Annotated in this window: 19 protein-coding genes and 1 riboswitch; of the genes, 9 read left to right on the top strand and 10 right to left on the bottom strand. The window is 75.0% G+C overall.

Translation table 11 applies throughout. From position 1 onward, the window contains the following. Positions 1–78: 78 nt before the first annotated feature. From thiE to CUT83_RS22470, 3 genes are all read right to left on the bottom strand, one after another. Entirely contained in the window at positions 79–726 is a 648-nt protein-coding gene (gene thiE / locus CUT83_RS22480; protein ID WP_101257651.1) for a thiamine phosphate synthase, read from the bottom strand. A gap of 135 nt (positions 727–861) precedes the next feature. Beyond that, positions 862–1227 carry an Rv2175c family DNA-binding protein gene (locus CUT83_RS22475; protein ID WP_101257650.1) on the bottom strand — a complete coding sequence of 122 codons (366 nt, stop codon included), beginning with the start codon at positions 1225–1227 and terminating at the stop codon, positions 862–864. A 33-nt stretch (positions 1228–1260) separates the two neighbouring features. Then, the gene (locus tag CUT83_RS22470) at positions 1261–2511 is read right to left on the bottom strand and encodes an NAD(P)/FAD-dependent oxidoreductase (protein WP_101257785.1); all 1251 of its coding nucleotides are present in this window, start codon (positions 2509–2511) and stop codon (positions 1261–1263) included. A gap of 181 nt (positions 2512–2692) precedes the next feature. After that, positions 2693–2802: riboswitch (TPP riboswitch) on the top strand. On the opposite strand from CUT83_RS22470, the gene thiO reads away from it, so the two are divergent. From thiO to CUT83_RS22440, 6 genes are all read left to right on the top strand, one after another. Then, positions 2800–3945 (top strand): glycine oxidase ThiO, encoded by a 1146-nt coding sequence (gene thiO / locus CUT83_RS22465; protein ID WP_101257649.1) that lies wholly within the window; start codon positions 2800–2802, stop codon positions 3943–3945. (Overlaps the previous riboswitch by 3 nt.) Continuing rightward, entirely contained in the window at positions 3942–4193 is a 252-nt protein-coding gene (gene thiS / locus CUT83_RS22460; RefSeq protein WP_101257648.1) for a sulfur carrier protein ThiS, read from the top strand. The genes thiO and thiS overlap by 4 nt, the downstream gene beginning before the upstream one ends. Positions 4194–4201: 8 nt before the next feature. Further along, positions 4202–4999 carry a thiazole synthase gene (locus CUT83_RS22455; RefSeq protein WP_101257647.1) on the top strand — a complete coding sequence of 266 codons (798 nt, stop codon included), beginning with the start codon at positions 4202–4204 and terminating at the stop codon, positions 4997–4999. Positions 5000–5153: 154 nt separating this feature from the next. Then, on the top strand, positions 5154–7142 hold the full coding sequence (gene pknB, locus CUT83_RS22450) for a Stk1 family PASTA domain-containing Ser/Thr kinase (RefSeq protein WP_240958003.1): 1989 nt from the start codon (positions 5154–5156) through the stop codon (positions 7140–7142). A gap of 365 nt (positions 7143–7507) precedes the next feature. Continuing rightward, positions 7508–8338 (top strand): transglycosylase SLT domain-containing protein, encoded by an 831-nt coding sequence (locus CUT83_RS22445; RefSeq protein ID WP_240958002.1) that lies wholly within the window; start codon positions 7508–7510, stop codon positions 8336–8338. A 94-nt stretch (positions 8339–8432) separates the two neighbouring features. Next, positions 8433–9383 carry a deoxyribonuclease IV gene (locus tag CUT83_RS22440; protein ID WP_101257645.1) on the top strand — a complete coding sequence of 317 codons (951 nt, stop codon included), beginning with the start codon at positions 8433–8435 and terminating at the stop codon, positions 9381–9383. Positions 9384–9471: 88 nt separating this feature from the next. Here CUT83_RS22440 and CUT83_RS22435 read toward each other — a convergent pair whose 3' ends face one another. Together CUT83_RS22435 and CUT83_RS22430 are read right to left on the bottom strand one after the other, a co-directional pair. Then, positions 9472–10095 carry a sulfite oxidase-like oxidoreductase gene (locus CUT83_RS22435; RefSeq protein WP_101257644.1) on the bottom strand — a complete coding sequence of 208 codons (624 nt, stop codon included), beginning with the start codon at positions 10093–10095 and terminating at the stop codon, positions 9472–9474. 202 nt (positions 10096–10297) lie between these two features. Then, the gene (locus CUT83_RS22430) at positions 10298–11647 is read right to left on the bottom strand and encodes a class II 3-deoxy-7-phosphoheptulonate synthase (RefSeq protein WP_101257643.1); all 1350 of its coding nucleotides are present in this window, start codon (positions 11645–11647) and stop codon (positions 10298–10300) included. Positions 11648–12011: 364 nt separating this feature from the next. On the opposite strand from CUT83_RS22430, the gene CUT83_RS22425 reads away from it, so the two are divergent. After that, positions 12012–13937, top strand: a complete 1926-nt coding sequence (locus CUT83_RS22425; protein ID WP_240958024.1) for an anthranilate synthase family protein — start codon at positions 12012–12014, stop codon at positions 13935–13937. 56 nt (positions 13938–13993) lie between these two features. Here the strand turns inward: CUT83_RS22425 and CUT83_RS22420 are convergent, their stop codons facing one another. From CUT83_RS22420 to CUT83_RS22405, 4 genes are all read right to left on the bottom strand, one after another. Then, complete coding sequence (locus tag CUT83_RS22420; RefSeq protein WP_101257641.1) at positions 13994–15031, bottom strand: 6-phosphofructokinase; 1038 nt, start codon at positions 15029–15031, stop codon at positions 13994–13996. Positions 15032–15233: 202 nt separating this feature from the next. Further along, positions 15234–15947: a response regulator gene (locus CUT83_RS22415; RefSeq protein ID WP_101257640.1), complete on the bottom strand. Its 714-nt coding sequence runs from the start codon at positions 15945–15947 to the stop codon at positions 15234–15236. Beyond that, positions 15944–17194 carry a MacS family sensor histidine kinase gene (gene macS / locus CUT83_RS22410; RefSeq protein ID WP_369126576.1) on the bottom strand — a complete coding sequence of 417 codons (1251 nt, stop codon included), beginning with the start codon at positions 17192–17194 and terminating at the stop codon, positions 15944–15946. The genes CUT83_RS22415 and macS overlap by 4 nt, the downstream gene beginning before the upstream one ends. Positions 17195–17225: 31 nt before the next feature. Continuing rightward, a complete protein-coding gene (locus CUT83_RS22405; protein WP_101257639.1) occupies positions 17226–18044 on the bottom strand; it encodes a lysophospholipid acyltransferase family protein in 819 nt (272 codons plus the stop codon). A gap of 192 nt (positions 18045–18236) precedes the next feature. Between CUT83_RS22405 and CUT83_RS22400 the strand changes: the two genes are divergently transcribed. After that, positions 18237–19007, top strand: coding sequence for an alpha/beta hydrolase (locus CUT83_RS22400; RefSeq protein ID WP_101257638.1), 771 nt, complete (start codon positions 18237–18239; stop codon positions 19005–19007). Next, on the top strand, positions 18994–19617 hold the full coding sequence (locus tag CUT83_RS22395) for a hypothetical protein (protein WP_101257637.1): 624 nt from the start codon (positions 18994–18996) through the stop codon (positions 19615–19617). The genes CUT83_RS22400 and CUT83_RS22395 overlap by 14 nt, the downstream gene beginning before the upstream one ends. A gap of 59 nt (positions 19618–19676) precedes the next feature. Here the strand turns inward: CUT83_RS22395 and CUT83_RS22390 are convergent, their stop codons facing one another. Then, positions 19677–20369: an endonuclease/exonuclease/phosphatase family protein gene (locus CUT83_RS22390; RefSeq protein ID WP_101257782.1), complete on the bottom strand. Its 693-nt coding sequence runs from the start codon at positions 20367–20369 to the stop codon at positions 19677–19679. Positions 20370–20518 lie beyond the last annotated feature (149 nt).

The following is a 20518-nucleotide window of genomic DNA, read 5'->3' as shown; positions in this document are numbered from 1 at the left end:
ACCGCATCCACGGGGCGATATGCCCGTTTGGCCCACTTGCCGTCCAGTGGGTGGACACCCGCCCCGGGCAGGGCCGCCTCAGGCCGACCGCAGGCGCGCGGCGAGGTCCGCGGCGGCGGCCCCCGGGTCCTCCGCCTCGGTGATCGCGCGGACCACCACGACCCGCCGCGCCCCGGCCTCCAGCACCTGCTCCAGGTTGGAGGCGTCGATCCCGCCGATGGCGAACCAGGGCCGCTCGGGCCGCAGCCGCGCGGCGTACCGCACCAGGGAGAGCCCCGGGGCGGGGCGGCCGGGCTTGGTGGGGGTGGGCCAGCAGGGGCCGGTGCAGAAGTAGTCCACGCCCGGCTCGGCCAGCGCCGCGTCCACCTCGGCCTCGGTGTGGGTGGAGCGGCCGATCAGGACGCCGTCGCCCAGGATCGCGCGGGCGGCCGGCACCGGCAGGTCGCCCTGCCCCAGGTGCAGCACGTCCGGGCCGGCGGCGTGGGCGACGTCCGCCCGGTCGTTGACCGCCATCAGCTTCCCGTGGCGGCGGCAGGCGTCGGCGAGGACGGCCAGATGCTCCAGCTCCTCGCCGGCCTCCAGGGACTTGTCGCGCAACTGCACGACGTCGACGCCGTGTGAGAGCACGGCGTCCAGGAACTGGGCCAGGTCGCCGCGCTCCCGGCGGGCGTCCGTGCACAGGTACAGACGGGCGTCGCCGAGCCGCTCGCGTGCGGTCGCTGCCATGCGGGAATCCCCCCGGAACGAGGCGTGCGGGCCCGGGCGCCCGGGTGGGCGCCGGGGCCCGCACGCCGGTGATCGGTCGTACGGTTCGCCGTGTCCGGCCCTGCCGGGCCGGGTCGTCCGCGGTGAGCGCGCCGCTCAGACGGCCAGCGCCTGGGCGCGCCGCTTCACCTCGGTGCCTCGATTCTCCCGCAGGGCCTGCGCCGGGGTGCCGGGCAGGGTGTCATCGGGCGTGAACAGCCACTCCAGCATCTCCTCGTCACTGAAGCCGTCGTCCTTGAGCAGCGTGATGGTCCCGGTCAGGCCCTTCACCACCCGGCCCTCGCCGATGAAGTCGGCGGGCACCTGGAGCACCCGGTTCTCACCGCGGCGTACCGCGATGAGCTGGCCCTCCCTGACCAGCTGCCGCACACGCGTCACCTCGACGCCGAGCCTGTCGGCGACATCGGGGAGGGTGAGCCAGGCCGGGACGAGAGCATCGGTCTTCGCGTCAATCTCGTTCACGGGGACCAGCCTGCCATCTGCCACCGACAGTCACTAGCGGGCCGCGCTCTTCAGGGGGACGGAGGGATCGGCGGCCCGCACCGGGTCCAGGGCCGTGCCGCGCTCGATCAGCTTCCGCCCCTGGGTCAGATCGCGCGGGCGGCCCACGGCCAGCAGGGCGCGCAGCACACCGTCGCGCAGCCAGCACACCGTCCAGGCCGCGTCCGCCGGATCGCCGCGCCACAGCATCTCGTCCTCGCCGGCGTGGTGGCCCGCGTACTGGACGAAGCGGCCGAACTGCTCGGACCAGAAGTACGGCACCGGGTCGTACACCGGCGTCTCGGCCTCTCCGGCGATCAGGCCCGAGGCGACCGTGCGCGGTCCCTGGAGCGCGTTGTCCCAGTGGTGGACCAGCAGACGGCGGCCGTAGCGGGCCGACGGGTAGGAGGCGCAGTCCCCGACGGCGTGGACGCCGGGGACGGAGGCACGCAGGTACTCGTCGGCGAGGACCGCGCCGTCCCCGCCCAGCGCCACACCGGAGCCCGCCAGCCAGCCGGTGGCCGGGCGCGCGCCGATCCCGGTGACGACCGCGCCCGCGGTCAGCACCGAGCCGTCGGACAGCTCCACCTCGCACACCGGGTCCTCCGGTGTGCCGGCCGCGGCGACGCCCGTGACGGCGCACCCGGTGCGCAGCTCGGCGCCCGCCTCCTCGTACCAGGCGCGCATCCGGGCCGCGACGGACGGCGGCAGCGCTCCGGCCAGCGGCTGGTCCGCGGCCTCCACCACGGTCACCCGGCAGCCGGCCTCGCGGGCCGCGGTGGCGAACTCCGCGCCGATCCAGCCCGCTCCGACGACCACCACCTCCCGGCGCCCGGCGAGCACCGGCCGCAGCCGCTCGGCGTCGTCGAGGGTGCGCAGCAGGTACACCCCGGGGACGCCCTCGGCGCCGGGCAGGGGGACCGGCTCGGCGCCGGTGGCGACGACCAGGCCGTCGTAGGACAGCGGGCCGGCGTCGGTGTCCGCCTCCCGGTCGCCAGTGCGCAGCCCGGTGGCGGCCGTGCCCAGGCGCAGGTCCACCTCCAGGGCCCGGAAGTCGACGTCGAAGGCGGATCCGGCCGCCCTGCCCAGCAGCACGGCCTTGGACAGCGGCGGCCGGTCGTACGGCCGGTGGGGTTCGGCGCCGACCAGGGCGATCCGCCCCGGCCAGCCCTGCTCGCGCAGCTGTACGGCGGTCTGCACCCCGGCCATCCCGGCGCCGACGACGAGGATCCGCTGCCTGCTCTGCTGCTCGGTTCGCACGCTCACGCGATCACTGTAGGAGGTCGGGCCGGGCCGCCGGGCGGCCCGGCGGTCCGGTGAGAGCCCCGCCACAGCCGCCGGGGCCGACGGGGGGCCGGGCCCGGCTCCCCTTCAGCCCCGGCGGGCGCGCGGATAGGGTGGTCGGCGTCCGGGGGACGGGAAGGCCCCGGAGGGAACCGGCGAACGACAAAAGCGCGGGAGCCCGGCGCACCGGGCTGAGAGGGAGGCTTGCGCGGCCTCCGACCGTACGAACCTGATCCGGGTCATTCCGGCGAAGGGAGGAGCACCGCACCCATGCACGTGCTGATCATCGGCGGCGGCGTCATCGGGCTGGTCACGGCCTGGCGGACCGCCCAGCGGGGGGCGCGGGTCACGGTCGTCGACCCGGCGCCGGGCGGCGGCGCCGCCGGGGTGGCGGCCGGGATGCTGGCGGCCGTCACCGAGCTGCACTACGGCGAGGAGTCCCTGCTCGCCCTCAACCTGGCCTCGGCGCGCCGCTACCCGGCCTTCACTGCCGAGCTGGAGGAGGCCTCGGGCCTGGGGACCGGCTACCGCGCCTGCGGCACGCTGGCCGTCGCGCTGGACGCCGACGACCGGGCCCACCTGCGGGAGCTGCACGCGCTGCACCGGCGCTGCGGGCTGGAGTCGGCGTGGCTGACCGGCCGCGAGTGCCGCCGGCTGGAGCCGATGCTCGCCCCCGGGGTGCGCGGCGGGCTGCGCGTGGACGGCGACCACCAGACCGATCCGCGCCGGCTGACGGCCGCTCTGCTGGCCGCCTGCGAGCGGGCCGGGGTCCGCTTCGTGCGGCAGCGGGCCGGGCGGCTGTCCCTGTCCGGCGACCGGGCGGCCGGGGCGCAGCTGGCCGACGGCACCGCCCTCGGGGCCGACCGGGTGGTGCTGGCGGCGGGCAGCGACAGCGGACGGCTGGCGGGGGTGCCCGAGGAGGTCCTGCCGCCGGTGCGCCCGGTCAAGGGCCAGATCCTGCGGCTGCGGATCCCCGGCGCGTACGCCCCGTTCCTCTCGCGCACCGTACGGGCCCTGGTGCGCGGCGGCCATGTCTATCTGGTGCCGCGGGCCGACGGCGAACTGGTGCTGGGCGCGACCAGCGAGGAGCAGGGCTGGGACACCACCGTGACGGCCGGCGGCGTCTACGAGCTGCTGCGCGACGCGCACGAGCTGGTACCCGGCATCACCGAGCTGCCGCTGGTGGAGACCCGCGCGGGGCTGCGCCCCGGCTCCCCCGACAACGCACCGCTGCTCGGCCCGACCGCCCTGCCCGGCCTGCACCTGGCCACCGGCCACCACCGCAACGGGGTGCTGCTCGCCCCGGTCACCGGCGACATTCTGGCCCAGGTCCTGACCACCGGCGAACTCCCCGAGGAGGCACGCCCGTTCACCCCCCGGCGCTTCGACCGCACGCTTCAGGAGAGCCCCGTATGAACACCGGCGCACCCCGTACCACCGCCACCGCCACGGCCACGGCCACGGCCACCGTCCATGTCAACGGCGAGCCGCGCGAGATCGCGGCCGGCCTCGCACTCGACGCGGTCGTGGCGTCCCTGACCACCGCCCCGGCCGGCGTCGCCGCGGCCGTCAACGAGACCGTCGTGCCGCGCGGGCAGTGGCCGGCGACACGGCTGTGCGACGGCGACCGGGTCGAGGTCCTGACCGCGGTGCAGGGGGGCTGACGACGGCCATGGCTGACGACACCCTCACCATCGGCGGCACCGCCTTCACCTCCCGCCTCATCATGGGCACGGGCGGCGCGCCCAGCCTGGAGGTGCTGGAGCGGGCGCTGCTCGCCTCGGGCACCGAGCTGACCACCGTGGCCATGCGGCGCCTGGACCCGACCGTCTCCGGATCGGTGCTGTCGGTGCTCAGGCGGCACGGCATCCGCGTGCTGCCCAACACCGCCGGCTGCTTCACCGCCGGGGAGGCCGTGCTCACCGCCCGGCTGGCCCGCGAGGCGCTGGGCACCGACTGGATCAAGCTGGAGGTCGTCGCGGACGAGCGCACCCTGCTGCCCGACCCGGTGGAGCTGCTGGAGGCCGCCGAGACGCTGGTCGACGACGGCTTCACCGTCCTGCCGTACACCAGCGACGACCCGGTGCTGGCGCGGCGGCTGGAGGACGTGGGCTGCGCGGCGATCATGCCGCTGGGCTCGCCCATCGGCTCGGGCCTGGGCATCCGCAACCCGCACAACTTCCAGCTGATCACCGAGCGGGCGTCCGTCCCGGTCGTCCTGGACGCGGGCGCGGGCACCGCCTCGGACGCCGCCCTCGCCATGGAGCTGGGCTGCGCGGCGGTGATGCTGGCCTCCGCCGTCACCCGCGCCCAGGAGCCGGTGCTGATGGCCGAGGCGATGCGGCACGCGGTGGAGGCGGGGCGGCTGGCGTACCGTGCGGGCCGGATCCCGCGACGCCACTTCGCGCTGGCCTCCTCGCCGGCGGAGGGGATGGCGAACCTCGACCCGGAGCGGCCGGCCTTCGGGTGAGCGGCCTTCGGGTGAGCGGCCCGCGGGCGGCCGTCCGAGGGCTTTCGTACCGATGTCGCGGCGCGGCGGCGGTTTCGTCACCGTTGTGCCGCACTCCGGTGCGCCTGCGCCGGTGCGGTCGGCCGTGCGGACGGCGGCTCGTAGACTCTGCGCCGTGGACACGACCCTTCGGGACCCGTTGATCGGGCACGTGCTCGACGGCCGCTACCGCGTGGAGGCGCGGATCGCCGTCGGCGGCATGGCCACGGTCTACCGGGCGATGGACACCCGGCTGGACCGGGAGCTCGCCCTGAAGGTGATGCACCCCTCCCTCGCAGCCGACGCCTCGTTCGTCGACCGGTTCATCCGGGAGGCCAAGTCCGCGGCCCGTCTGTCCCACCCGAACGTGGTGGGGGTCTTCGACCAGGGCGAGGACGGCGGCTATGTCTACCTCGCCATGGAGTACGTCCAGGGCTGCACGCTGCGTGACGTGCTGCGCGAGCGCGGTGCGCTCCGGCCGCGCGCCGCGCTGGACGTCCTGGAGCCCGTGCTCGCCGCGCTGGGCGCCGCCCATCTGGCCGGTCTGGTGCACCGCGACGTGAAGCCGGAGAACGTCCTGATAGGGGACGACGGGCGGGTCAAGGTGGCCGACTTCGGCCTGGTGCGGGCCGTGGACTCCCAGACGTCCGCCTCCACCGGCTCGGTGCTGGGCACCGTCTCCTACCTGGCGCCCGAGCAGATCGAGCACGGCACCGCCGACGCCCGCGCGGACGTCTACGCCTGCGGCGTGGTGCTGTACGAGATGCTGACCGGCTCCAAGCCGCACGCCGGCGGCACCCCGGCCCAGGTGCTCTACCAGCACCTCCAGCAGGACGTCCCGGCCCCCTCGGCCGCCGTGCCCGATCTCGCCCCCGCCCTGGACGACCTGGTGGCCCGTACCGCCGCCCGCGACCCCGGACGGCGGCCGGCCGACGCCGTGGAACTGCTCGCCGAGGTCAAAGCCGTGATGGAGACGCTGACCGGCGAGCAGCTGGACGCGCTGCCCCCGGCCGCCGCCGGCCGGAACGGCTCCCCCGTCTCCCCCGTCCCCGCCGGCTCCGAGGAGAGCACCACCGTCCTCCCGCGCGGCGGTACACCGGGAGCGCCCGCCGGCGGCGCCGGCCCGAAGGAGGGCGGGGAGGTGCTGAACCGCACCTCCGTCCTGCCCCGGCCGGCCGCCGTGCGGGCGGAGCCGGGGGAGGCGGGTCCGCCCGGGCCGGGCACGCGCCGGCGGCGGGGGGCGGGCCGCGGGCCCATGCGTTCGGTGCCGGCGCTGGTCACCGCCGCCCTGCTGGTCCTCGGTGCGGCACTGGGCGTCTGGTACATCAACTCCGGGCAGTTCACCAGGACACCCGGGATCCTCGACATGACCGAGGACCGGGCCAAGCGGACGGTCGAGGAGGCCGGGCTGGAGTGGCGGATCGTCCGGGACTACAGCGACACCGTGGAGCGGGGCCATGTCATCGGCAGCGACCCGGACCGCGGTGAGCGCATCCGCGGCAACGGCACGGTGACCATCACCGTCTCCCAGGGCCCGGAGCGGGTCGAGGTCCCCGACGTGACGGGCGACACACCGAACGAGGCCCGCCGGAAGATCAAGGCCGCGGGGCTGGAGCCCGGCATGGTGACCAGGGAGTTCTCGGGGAAGGTGGAGCGGGGCTCGGTGGCCCGCACCGAGCCCCGGGCGGGCAGCGTGCGCCGTCCGGGCACGGCCGTGGCACTCGTGCTCTCCAAGGGCGCGCGGGTCGAGGTACCCGGTGTCGTCGGTGAGGACGAGGGAACGGCCCGGCAGCGGCTGGAGGAGGCCGGGCTGAAGGTCCGCACGGCCCCCGAGCGGGTCTTCTCCGAAGAGGACGAGGGCACGGTCGCCCGGCAGTCGCCCCGCGAGGGCGCGGTCGCCGCGGAGGGCGACACCGTGACGCTGACCGTCTCCAAGGGCCCGGAGATGATCGAGGTCCCGGATGTGGAGGGAATGGCGGAGGACGAGGCCAGGCGGGCCCTGGAGGACGCGGGCTTCGAGGTGAGGGTCCGCAGGGTCTTCTTCACCGGCACCGTCTTCGACCAGTCCGTCACGGCCGGCGAACGGGCCCCGCGCGGCTCGGAGATCACCGTCTGGGTGCGCTGACCGGAGCGCGCCCGCCCGGCCGGACCGACCCGTGCGTCACCGCCCGGGTGCGGAGGGTTGCTTGAGCGGGCAGCCATTGTGAAGCGCCCCATAGGACCCAGATCACCTACGAAGCCGCATAGTGGACACCGCGGTGGCCCGGCCGGCCCCGAGCGGCTCCGATCACCCTCCGGAGATCCGTTCCGCCGGATATCTACTACTCCAGGTCGTACACCACGTCTTTGTCCTCATAAGTTCCGGTCGCTAACAATGCAACAGTCGCCAGCGCCGAGGAGAGGAACCCGGCGCAACCCCGCTCGGCCCCATGGCCGGCCCGGCTGATCCGGCTCCGCGACGCAAGCGATCGGAAGAGGTTCTCCTCCCCCATGTCTGTGTTCCGCGTTCTCGACCAGTTCCGCATGTCCGGCACCGCCCGCATGGCCGGCACCCACAAGTTCTCCGCCATCGGTGTCGCCGCGGCCACCGGCGCCGCCACCCTGGCGCTCGGCCTCGCCCCGGCGGGCGCCGAGCAGGCCGCTCCCTCGGCCGAGCCGAAGCCCGCCTCCGCACCGGTCTCGCTCCCGGTGGAGCCTGCCGCCCAGGCCGAGGACATCGCCGCCGGGCAGGGCGGCCTGCGGGCGCAGTTCTCCGGCTCCTACCAGCAGGCCCAGGCCGACGCCCGCGAGGCCGCCGCCGAGAAGAAGAAGGAGGAGGAGGAGCGCAAGGCCGGGAAGGCCGAACGCGAGGCCGCCGCCGACCGCTCGCACGACCGCGAGAAGGCCGCCGACCGCTCGCACGACCGCGGCGGCTGGGGCGACGGCGGCAACTGGGGCGAGCGCGACAGGAAGACCCTGGAGCAGGCGTACGAGCGCGAGCAGCGCCAGGCCGCCACCTACCCGGACAACCTCGACGGGTGGATCCGCGAGGCCCTGGCCATCATGGAGCGCGAGGGCATCCCCGGCACCTACGAGGGCATCCACCGCAACATCATGCGCGAGTCCAGCGGCGACCCGCGGGCCATCAACAACTGGGACGTCAACGCCCGCAACGGCATACCCTCCAAGGGGCTGCTCCAGGTGATCCAGCCCACCTTCGACGCCTACCACGTCAAGGGCACCAAGTACGACCTGTACGACCCGGTGGCCAACATCGTCGCCGCGTGCAACTACGCCGCCGACCGGTACGGCTCCATGGACAACGTCGACTCGGCCTACTGACCGGCCCGAAGGCACCTCCCGCACGGCCCGGCGGCCCGCTCACCACGAGCGGGCCGCCGGGCCGTGCGCCGCGGGGGCCTGGCACCCTCGACGTGTGAGCACCGCACCTTCCCCGCACGACGCCCCGCCCTCTCCCTCCCCCTCCTCCGCGGGTGCGGGCGGGACCGCCCCCGCCTCCCGCCGCGCCCGCAACCCCGTCGGCAGCCATGTCGCCGTCGCCGGCGGACTCGCCGCCAAGGGCCTGGCGTACGCCCGTGAGATCGGCGCCGAGGCCGTGCAGGTCTTCGTCGCCAACCCGCGCGGCTGGGCCACCCCGGCGGGCGACCCGAGGCAGGACGAGGCCTTCCGCACGGCCTGCGCGGACGAGGGGATCCCCGCCTACGTCCACGCTCCCTACCTGATCAACTTCGGCTCGCACACCGAGGCCACGGCCGAGCGGTCCGTGGCCTCCCTGCGCCACTCACTGCGGCGCGCCCGGCACATCGGCGCCCTGGGCGTGGTCGTCCACACCGGCTCGGCCACCGGCGGACGGGACCGCGCCACGGCGCTGGCCCAGGTGCGCGAGCGGATGCTGCCGCTGCTGGAGGAACTGGACCCCGGCGAGGAATCGCAGGACCCGTGGCTGCTGCTGGAGCCGACGGCCGGCCAGGGCGCCTCGCTGTGCGCGCGGGCCGCGGACCTGGGCCCCTACCTCGACGCCCTGGAGCGCCATCCCCGGATCGGGATCTGCCTGGACACCTGCCACGCCTTCGCCGCCGGACACGACATGGCGGCCGAGGGCGGCATGAAGGCGCTGCTGGACGAGGTGGTGGCGGTGGCCGGCGAGGGGCGGCTGCGGCTGGTCCACGCCAACGACTCCAAGGACGTCGCCGGCGCCCGCAAGGACCGCCACGCGAACATCGGCGCGGGCCACATCGGCGCCGGGCCGTTCCGCGAGCTGCTGCGCCATCCGGCGACCGGGGGCGTGCCCCTGGTCATCGAGACCCCGGGCGGCAGGGAGGGGCACGCGGCGGACGTGGCACGGCTGAAGGAGCTCAGGGGCTGACGCGGCTCCCGGACGGCGGGTGGGACCGCGCGAGGAAGTACGCGAAGGGGACGCGCGAAGGGGCTGCGCCGAGGGGTCGTGGGCCCGTTCACAGTCCGGGGCCGTCGCCCGGCTCCTCCTGGTACGAGTAGCGCTGCTCGTGCCAGGGGTCGCCGATGTTGTGGTAGCCCCGCTCCTCCCAGAAGCCCCGGCGGTCGGCGGTCATGTACTCCACGCCCCGCACCCACTTGGGCCCCTTCCAGGCGTACAGATGGGGTACGACCAGCCGTACCGGGAAGCCGTGCTCGGCCGTGAGCGGCTCGCCGGCACGGTGGGTGGCGAAGAGCGTGTGGTCGGCGGTGAAGTCCGCCAGCCGCAGGTTGGCGCTGTAGCCGTACTCGGCCCACACCATCACATGGGTGACCTCCGGCGCGGGCGGCACGAGTTCGAGGAGGGTGCGGGTACGCACCCCGCCCCATTCGACGCCCAGCATGCTGAACCGGGTGACACAGTGCAGGTCGGCGACCACGGTCTCGTGGGGCAGCGCCGAGAACTCCTCGTGCTTCCAGCGGTGCGTGCCCCCGTCGGCGGTGGCCCCGAAGACGCGGAACTCCCAGCGCTCGGGCCGGAACCTGGGCACCGGGCCGTAGTGCGTCACCGGCCAGCCGCGCTGGAGCCGCTGCCCCGGCGGAAGATCCAGTCGCTCCCCTTCGCGGCTTTCCGGCTGAACCATGTCTCCATGGTGACAGACCACGGCCGTGCCCGTGACCGCGCCCGTGACCGCGCCCGTGCCCCGGTCCGCACGGGGAGCGGGCCGGGAGCGCGAAAGACGCCGTGGGGCGCGGATCGCTGTGATCCGCGCCCCACGGCGCCGCTGTGTGCCGGTGCTCATCGGCGCCTGCCGGTACCCGCCGGTGCGCCGGGGTGCCCGCCGTTCACTGGTCCCGGTACATCTCCGCCACCAGGAACGCCAGGTCCAGCGACTGGCTGCGGTTCAGCCGCGGGTCGCAGGCGGTCTCGTAGCGCTGGTGCAGGTCGTCGACGAAGATCTCGTCGCCGCCGCCCACGCACTCGGTGACGTCGTCGCCGGTCAGCTCCACGTGGATGCCGCCCGGGTGGGTGCCCAGGCCCTTGTGGACCTCGAAGAAGCCCTTGACCTCGTCCAGCACGTCGTCGAAGCGCCGCGTCTTGTGCCCGCTGGCGGCCTCGAAGGTGTTGCCGTGCATCGGGTCGCACACCCACACCGGCTGCGCGCCGGAGGCCGTGACCTTCTCCACCAGGGTGGGGAGCCTGTCGCGGATCTTGTCGGCCCCCATCCGGGTGATGAAGGTCAGCCGGCCCGGCTCGCGGTCCGGGTCCAGCCGGTCGATCAGCGTCAGGGCGTCCTCGGGCGTGGTGGTGGGGCCGAGCTTGACCCCGATCGGGTTGCGGATGCGGGAGGCGAACTCGATGTGCGCGCCGTCCAGCTGGCGGGTCCGCTCGCCGATCCACACCATGTGGCCGGAGACGTCGTACAGGTTCCCCGTGCGGGAGTCCACCCGGGTCAGCGCCGACTCGTAGTCGAGGACCAGCGCCTCGTGCGAGGCGTAGAACTCCACCGTCTTGAACTCCTCCGGGTCCACCCCGCAGGCGTTCATGAAGTTCAGCGCCCGGTCGATCTCCCGGGCCAGTGCCTCGTAGCGCTGGCCGGAGGGGGAGTTCTTCACGAAGTCCTGGTTCCAGGCGTGCACCTGGCGCAGGTCGGCGTAACCGCCGGTGGTGAAGGCGCGCACCAGGTTCAGCGTCGCCGAGGACGCGTGGTACATCCGCTTGAGCCGCTGCGGGTCCGGGGTGCGGGCCTCGGGGGTGAACTCGAAGCCGTTGACGGAGTCGCCCCGGTAGGAGGGCAGGGTCACCCCGTCGCGGGTCTCGGTCGGCTTCGAGCGCGGCTTGCTGTACTGTCCGGCGATCCGGCCCACCTTCACCACCGGGACGGACCCGGCGTAGGTGAGCACGGCCCCCATCTGGAGCAGCGTCTTGAGCTTGTTCCTGATCTGCTCGGCGGAGACGGCGTCGAAGGCCTCGGCGCAGTCGCCCCCCTGGAGCAGGAACGCCTCGCCCTTGGCCACCGAGGCCAGGCGGGCGCGCAGCTGGTCGCACTCGCCCGCGAAGACGAGCGGCGGATAGGACTCGAGCTCGGCGATCACATCGCGCAGAGCCTCAAGGTCCGGCCATTCGGGCTGCTGCGCCGCGGGTAGGTCTCGCCAGGTGCGGGCACCGGCGTCGGGTTTGGCGTTCACGGTCACGCGTCCAGGTTACGGGGTGGGGTCGGCCGCTCCGCGCGCCTGACCGATGGGTGAGACGGAGCCTGCGGGGGCGGGCGGGGCGGGGGTAGGGTGCGGGACATGCACGCGCAGACGACAGTTCCGGCCGCGACGGCCGCGGCCTGGTGGTGGCCCGCCTCTTCGGCGGCCCGCCGGCGCGTGCACTGAATCCGTACGACGCGAAGGCCGCCCGAGGGGCGGCCTTCCGCGTTCGCGCCGGCAGTCGGCGCGCGGGCCGTTCCCTCTCCCGACAGGAAGGAACGGACCCGCTGTGAGAGACCGCACCGGCACCTCCGAGACCCCCGGTACCCCCGAGACCCCCGGCACCGTCACCGCGAGCGCCCTGGTGGAGCGCCTGCTGGCCGACGACTGCCCGCCCTTCGCACTGCTGCTGCGCCGCACCCCCGGCCGGGACGGGCACACCGTCGAGGTGCTGATCGGGCCGGTCGGGGAGGCGGAGCGGCTGTCCGACATCCCCGCCGACGGGCCGGCCACCCTCGCCCTGGTGCCGTTCCGGCAGATCCGCGAACGCGGCTTCGAGGCGACCGACGACGGCACTCCGCTGTCGGTGCTCGTCCCCGACGAGATCCACGAGGTGCCCCTGGACGCGCTGGCGGCCGCGCTGCCCGGCCACGCGGTCCGCGTCACCGGCGGAGGCTTCGACGTGAGCGACGGCGCGTACGAGGAGATCGTGCGCCGGGTGGTCGAGGACGAGATCGGCTCCGGCGAGGGCGCCAACTTCGTCGTCCGCCGCACCTACCGGGGCGTGATCGAGGGCTACGGCAGGGCCGACGCGCTGGCGCTGTTCCGGCGGCTGCTGGCCGGGGAACGCGGTGCGTACTGGACGTACGCCGTGCACACCGGCGAGCGCACCCTGGTGGGCGCCAGCCCCGAGGTCCACGTCCGGATGAGCGGCGGGACGGTGGTGATGAACCCGATCAGCGGCACCTACCGCTATCCGGACCGGGGGCCGTCCGCGGAGGGTCTGCTGGAGTTCCTCGGCGACCGCAAGGAGACCGAGGAGCTGTCGATGGTGGTCGACGAGGAGCTGAAGATGATGTGCGCCGTCGGCGACATGGGCGGTGTGGTGGTCGGGCCGCGGCTGCGGGAGATGGCCCATCTGGCGCACACCGAGTACGAGCTGCGCGGCCGCAGCACCTGGGACGTCCGCGAGGTGCTGCGCGAGACGATGTTCGCCGCGACCGTCACCGGCAGCCCGGTGGAGAACGCCTGCCGGGTGATCCGGCGCCACGAGGAGGGCGGGCGCGGCTACTACGCGGGCGCGCTGGCGCTGATCGGCCGGGACGGCGGCGGCGCGCAGACGCTGGACTCCCCCATCCTCATCCGCACCGCCGACATCGACGCGGCCACCGGCGGGGTGCGGGTCCCGGTGGGCGCCACGCTGGTGCGCGCCTCGGACCCGGCGGGCGAGGTCGCCGAGACCCATGCCAAGGCCGCCGGGGTGCTGGCCGCGCTGGGGGTGCGGACCGGCCCGGCCCGTCCGGCCCGTCCGGCCGGGACGGCGGGAACGGCGGGAACGGCCGGGACGGCGGGAACGGCCGGCCGGCCCCGCCTGGCGGACGACCCGCGGGTGCGGGCCGCGCTCGACGCGCGGCGCGCGGACCTGGCCCCGTTCTGGCTGCGGATGCGCACGTCCGCCCCCGGCGCCGGGCACGGCGCGGTGCGCGGCCGGGCGCTGGTGGTGGACGGCGAGGACTCCTTCACCGCGATGCTGGCCCATCTGCTGCGCTCCACCGGCCTGGAGGTGACGGTGCGGCGGTACGACGAGCCGGGGCTGCGCGAGGCGGTGCTCGCCCACCCGGGCCCGGTGGTGCTCGGCCCCGGCCCCGGCGATCCGCGCGACGCGGCCGACCCGAAGATGCGGGTGCTGCGCCCGCTCGCCGCCGAACTGCTGCGCCGCCACCGCCACGGGCTGCTGGGGGTCTGCCTGGGACACGAGCTGATCGCCGCCGAGCTGGGTCTGGAACTGGTCCGCAAGGACGAGCCGTACCAGGGCGCGCAGGAGCGGATCGACCTGTTCGGCACGGAGCGGACCGTCGGCTTCTACAACTCCTACACCGCCCGCTGCGGCGCGGCGCGGGAGCGGGAGCTGGCCGCGGACGGGGTGGAGCTCAGCCGCGATCCGGCCCGCGGGGACGTCCACGCGCTGCGCGGACCGCACTTCGCCGGGGTGCAGTTCCACCCCGAGTCGGTGCTGACCCTGGAGGGGGCCCGCATCACGGCCGATCTGCTGGCCGCCGTCCTGGTCTGAGGGCCTCCCGGTCCGGTCCGGTCCGGTGGATCCACCGGGCCGGACCGGACCAGGGGTCAGCCGAAGAAGACGCCGGCCTCCTCGTACAGCGACGGATCGACCGTCTTCAGCGTGGAGGTCGCCTCCGCCAGCCGTACGCGGGCGATCCGGGTGCCCTGCAGTGCCGTCATCGAGCCCCAGTCGCCCTGGTGCACCGCGTCGATCGCGTGCAGGCCGAAGCGGGTGGCCAGCCAGCGGTCGAACGGACTGGGAGCGCCGCCGCGCTGGATGTGGCCGAGCACGGTGGTGCGGGACTCCTTTCCGGTGCGCCGCTCGATCTCCCTGCCCAGCCACTCGCCCACCCCGGAGAGCCGGGCGCGGGGATCCGCGCCCGGCAGCGGCGTGGTGCCGCGGTGCAGGGTGATCTCGCCCGACTCGGGCAGGGCGCTGTCGGCGATGACCACGATCGGGGCGTAGGTGGCCCGGAAGCGGGACTCGACCCACTCGCACACCTGCTCCACGTCGAAGGGCTGCTCGGGGACGAGGATGCAGTTGGCCCCGCCCGCCAGGCCCGAGTGGAGGGCGATCCATCCGGCGCTGCGCCCCATCACCTCCACCACCAGCACCCGTTTGTGGGACTCGGCGGTGGTGTGCAGCCGGTCGATGGCCTGGGTGGCGACGCCGACGGCGGTGTCGAAGCCGACGGTGTAGTCGGTGAGGGGGATGTCGTTGTCGATGGTCTTGGGCACGCCCACCAGGGGGACGCCGTGGTCCTCGGCGAGCCGGGCCGCGGCGCCGAGCGTGGCGGTCCCGCCGACCACGATCAGGGCGTCCAGCCGGTGCCGGGCGAGGGTGCCCAGCACCCTGTCGGCCCCGTCGTCCTGTGCCAGGGGGTTGGTGCGCGAGGAGCCGAGGATGGTGCCGCCGCGCGGCAGGGTGCCGCGCACGGCCCGGATGTCGAGCGGCACGGTCTCGTTCCGCAGCACACCGCGCCAGCCGTCGCGGAACCCGGTGAACTCGTCGCCGTACTCCTGCACCCCCTTGCGGACGATCGCGCGCAGCACCGCGTTGAGTCCGGGGCAGTCGCTGCCGCCGGTCAGCACTCCGACCCGCATGAGTCTCCCTTCTCCGCCCGGTTTCCCGGTTTCCGGCCTCCTGCGGCGGGTTCCCCCGATCCGGCGGAACCACCGGCCGGCCGCTCCGGCCACGCTAGCGGTGGTACGGGCGGCGGGAGCGGCGGAACACCGGAACGGACGGCGGGCGGCGGGCGGCGGGCGGCGGGCAGCAGCCCGGCGGCGGACGGCGAGTGCGGCGGGCTCAGGCGTCGTCCAGGCCCCGTTCGATCGCGTAGCGCACCAGCTCCACCCGGTTGTGGAGCTGGAGCTTGCCCAGGGTGTTCTGCACATGGTTCTGCACGGTGCGGTGCGAGATGACCAGCCGCTCGGCGATCTGCTTGTACGACAGCCCCTTGGCGACCAGCCGCAGCACCTCCGTCTCCCGCTCGGTCAGCCGGGGCGCGCCGGGCTCGTCGCGTCCGCGCGGCGCGGGGTCGCCGGCCAGCCGCCGGTACTCGCCGAGCACCAGCCCGGCCAGCCCCGGCGTGAACACCGGGTCCCCCTCCGCCGTGCGCCGTACGGCCTCCAGCAGCTCCCGCGTGCTCGCCGACTTCACCAGATAGCCCGTCGCCCCGGACTTCACCGCCTCCAGCACGTCCGCGTGCTCGCCGCTGGCGGAGAGCACCAGCACCCGGGGGCCGGCGGGTTCGCCCCCGGGGCCGGAGCCGACGAGTTGCCGGCACACCTCGACGCCCGGCAGTCCGGGCAGGTTGAGGTCGAGGACGAGGACGTCCGGCCCGGCGGCCCGCGCCCGGCGCACCGCCTGGGGGCCGTCCCCGGCCGTGGCCACCACGTCGAAGCCCGCCTCGGCCAGGTCGCGGGCGACCGCGTCCCGCCACATCGGGTGGTCGTCGACGACCATCACCCGTACGGCCCCGTCGCCGCGCCCGCCGTTCCCCTCGGTTGTGCTCGTCATCGCTTGGGCACCCTCAGCTCGACTTCCGTCCCCTGTCCCGGCACCGACAGCAGCTCCGCGCTGCCGCCCAGGTCCCGCAGCCTGCCGCGGATGGACAGCGCCACGCCCATGCGGCCCTCGGCCTCCGCGTCCTCCAGCCGCCCGGGCGGGATGCCGGGTCCGTCGTCCCGCACGGTCACCACCACGGCGTCCGGCTCGTCCTCCAGCAGGATCCACGCCTGCGCCTCCTCGCCCGACGGCCCCCGTGCGTGTGTGCGCACATTGTCCAGGGCCGCGCCGACCGCCGCGGCCAGTTCCCGGGCGGCCGCCGCGGGCAGTGGCACCGGGGCGCCGGGCTCGGCGAAGGAGACCCTGCTCCCGGCGTACGCGGACAGCAGCGCGCGCACATCGCACTCCCCGCCGTCCTCACCGTCCCCTGTGCCCCCGCCCTGCGGCGGCACGGCGGCCGCGGGGACCGGGGAGCCCGGGGAGCCCGGTGTGGGCGGGAAGCCCGGAGCGGGGCCCCCTCCGTCGCGGGGCACGGAGGCCTCGGGCACCACACCGCTGGACACCAGCGTGCGCAGCGCCGCCTCCTGCTCCCCCGCCAGCCGCCCCAGTTCGGCCGCCTCCCCGCCGATGGCGGTGCCGCGGCGCTGCACCATGGCCAGCACCTGGAGCACGCTGTCGTGGATGTCCCGGGCCAGACGCTCCCGCTCACGGGTGGCCGCCTCGATCCGGAGCGCACGCGCCAGGGTGCGCTCACTGGCCCGGGCCACCTCGACGACGTAGCCGATGGCGACGCTCGCGATGCACACCAGCAGCACGTTGTGCACGGTGTCCTGCGCGAAGCCGCCCGCGGCGGCCACATTGGCGGCGCCGACCAGCAGCGAGGCCGCCGCGGCCCGGCGCCAGCCGCTCTTGATCGCGAAGCCGAGCACCGCGCCCGCCGTCCATATCGACGGCAGGGTGGGGCCGCCGACGTCGATGCGCGCCTGGGTGTCCACCACCGGTGTCAGCAGGATGCCGGCGAGCGCGACGGCCAGCTCCACCGCCAGGAAGGGCGGTGTGCAGCGCTCGGCCGAGGAGACCCGGCGGACGGTCGCCAGCGTCCACACCGCCAGGACGGCGAGGTAGGCGCCCGCACCCAGCGGATGGACGTACTCGCCGTACGCGTGGGCGTACAGCGCCAGCGCGTACCCCATGGTGAGCACCCGATAGGCCGTCAGCGCCCTCCACAGCGGCTGCTCGACGGACATCCCCGCGGCCATCGCCACGCCCCCGTACCTCCCCCGGCGGCTCCTAGGCCGCTCTGTCGTCGCCCCCGCCGTCGCCGGCGGCCTCGCCGGGCCCCCCGGCTCCCCCGGGCTCCCCGTCCTCCCGGGCGCCGTCGCCCCCGCGCGCCTTCCCGGCCCTGTGCCGTGCGGCCCGCTCGGCCTTCTCCGCCTTCTCCCGCTCCGCGATCTGCCGCTTGGCGGCCGTGGCGTACATGTCGACGTACTCCTGGCCGGACAGTTTCATGATCGCGTACATGACCTCGTCGGTGATCGACCGCAGGACGAAGCGGTCGCCGTCCATGCCCTGGTAGCGGCTGAAGTCCAGGGGCCTGCCGATCCGGATGCCGGGCCGCATCAGCTTCGGGAGGACCTTGCCCGGCGGCTGGATCTTCTCGGTGTCGATCATCGCGATGGGGATGACGGGCGCGCCGGTGGCCAGCGCCACCCGGGCCAGTCCGCCCGGCTTGCCGCGGTAGAGGCGGCCGTCCGGGGACCGGGTGCCCTCGGGGTAGATGCCGAACAGCTCGCCGCGCTCCAGCACCTGGACGCCGCTGCGGACCGCGGCCTCGCCCGCGCCCCGTCCGCCCGAGCGGTCCACCGGGAGCTGGCCGATGCCCTTGAAGAACGCCGCCGTCAGCCGACCCTTGACGCCCGGAGTGGTGAAGTACTCCGCCTTGGCGATGAAGGTGACCTTGCGCTCCAGGACGGCGGGCAGGAAGAAGGAGTCGGAGAACGACAGGTGGTTGCTCGCGAGGATGGCCGGCCCCTCGGCCGGGATGTTCTCCAGACCCTCCACCCAGGGACGGAACGCGAGCCTGAGCCCGTTCCCGAGGGAGAGCTTCATGACGCCGTACAACAACCGAGGAACCTCCTGTGTCTGCCGGTAAGACCATATCCCGCCGGTACCGGCTTCCCTCCCGCTTCCGCTCCCGCGCGGGCCGTCCGGCCTACCCGGTCACCGCGCGCACGCGTAGGGTGGCAGCACCCCGCCCGTGCCGGGTGCCCCACCGAGTCGACCACCGAACGGAGATCCACGGTGCCCCTGCTCCCCGGTGCCGAACCGCTGCGCCACGACGGCGGCGAGGTCGGCGTCCTGCTGTGTCACGGTTTCACCGGCTGTCCGCAGTCGATGCGCCCCTGGGCCCGCTATCTGGCCGACCAGGGCCTGACCGTCTCGCTGCCGCTGCTGCCTGGCCACGGCACGCGCTGGCAGGACCTGGCGGTCACCGGCTGGCAGGACTGGTACGCGACCGTCGAGCTCGAACTGCGCCGGCTGCGCGAGCGCTGCGAGCAGGTCTTCGTCTGCGGCCTGTCGATGGGCGGGGCGCTCGCGCTGCGGCTGGCCGCCCTGCACGGCGACGCGGTCAGCGGGGTCGTGGCGGTCAACCCGGCTGCCACCCTCCCGCGGATCCAGGGGTACGCGCTGCCGGTCCTGCGCCATCTGCTGCCCACCACCCGGGGCGTCACCGGCGACATCGCCAGGGAGGGCGTGGTCGAGGTCGGCTACGACCGGGTGCCGCTGCACGCCGCCCACTCCCTGTACGACCTGCTGCGGACGGTGCGCGGGGAGCTGCCCCGGGTCACCCGGCCGCTGCTGCTCCTGCACAGCCGCGTGGACCACGTCGTGTCCCCCTCGGACTCGGCGCTGATCCTGGAGCGGGTCTCCTCGCGCGACGTCACCGAGACGGTGCTGGAGCGGAGCCTGCACGTGGCCACGCTGGACCACGACGCGGAGCGGATCTTCGCGGACTCCTACGGATTCATCACCCGCCTCACAGCGAGGAAGACGGCACGTGACGGAGCGTGAGCAGGGCCGCGGCGAGGGCCCGGAGCCGCTGGACGAGGAGGCCGCCTGGGCCCAGATCGTGGCCGCCTACGGGGAGGAGCCCGCGAGCCCTCCGCAGGAGGAGCGGCGCGGCGGCGGACCCGGCGGACCCGGCGGACCCGGCGAGGAGGACAAGGCCGGCGGGAGCGACGAGGGCGGCGGGACCGGCGGGGAGGACGGGACCGAAGACCCCGGCGGGACCGGCGAAGGGCGCGGCGAGCGCTCCGGGCCGGAGGCCGGCGGCCTCCCGGTGCGCGGCTTCACCGTGTACGCGGCCGGCTCCGGACCGCGCGACTGGAGCCCGGCCGAGCCGTCCGACGGCGACCTCGGCGAGGACGACGAGGGCCACTTCGTGCCGCCCGAGCCGCCGCCGCTGCCCAAGGGGGATCCCGCGAGCCGCTTCGCCTGGCTGGCGGTCCTGGGCGGCCCGCTGCTGCTGATGCTGACCATCCTGTTCCAGCAGCCGGTGACGTGGTGGATCGCCACCCTGGGCATCGGCGGGTTCCTGGGCGGTTTCGCGGCGCTGGTGACGCGGATGCGCGACGACGAGGACGACGACTTCGAGGATCCGGGGCGCGGCGCCGTGGTCTGACGGGCCGGTGGAGGGCCCGGGCCGTGCGGGAGGGCCCGGGCCGTGCGGGAGGGCCCGGGCTACGCGGCGGGTACGCGCAGGGCGGCCAGGACCGGCAGATGGTCGGTGGCCGCCTTCAGGTCCGCGTCGGTGACGCCCGGGAGACCGGCGGGCACACCGCAGCCCAGCACCTCCACCGCCCCGGTGGCCAGCACGGCGTCGATGCGCTTGCGGGGCTCGGCCGCGGTCGAGGTGAGTTCGCCGCCCCACGCTCCGGTGGCCCAGCCGTCCTGGAGATCGGCGGCCAGACGGCGGAAGGCCCGGCCGTCGGGCTCGTCGTTGAGGTCGCCGGCCACCACCCCGGCCTCCGCCCCCATGCCCGCCAGGCGGTCCAGGACCATCCCGGCCTGGGCGTACCGCTCCTTCTCGGCCAGGCTGAGGTGGCAGCAGACCACCGCCAGCCGGGCGGCGGGACCGAAGCGCAGCACCGCTGTGGCCAGGCCGCGGCGGTGCAGGCCGGGGGTGCGCGGCAGCAGTACGTCCTCGCTGCGCTCCACGTGGGCGCGGAGCGAGGACAGGATCATCGGCCCGGTGGCGGTCGCCCCGCCCGTGACGTGGACCAGGCCCGTCTCCCGGGCGAGGCGGGCGGCGTACTTGCGCCAGCGGAAGAAGCGGGGCGCCTCCTGGACGCAGAGGACGTCGGGCGCGCAGGCCCGGACGACCCGGGCCAGCGCGTCCGTGTCGTCGCGCATGGAACGGATGTTGTAGCTCATCAGCCGGACGACGGCCGAGCCGTCGGGCTCGGTGCGGGACGCGGGCAGGTCCCCGGACGCCGTGCGTCCGGGGACCTGCCCGGGCCCGGGTCCGTTTTCGGGGAAGTCCCCGTTTCCGGCGGCCTCGCTCACCCGCGTCCCCTTGTACC

The organism is Streptomyces barkulensis (genome assembly GCF_002843305.1).
GTDB lineage: Bacteria > Actinomycetota > Actinomycetes > Streptomycetales > Streptomycetaceae > Streptomyces > Streptomyces barkulensis.
Note: the sequence above shows the minus strand (reverse complement) of the source record. Positions and strands in the feature narration are given on the sequence as shown.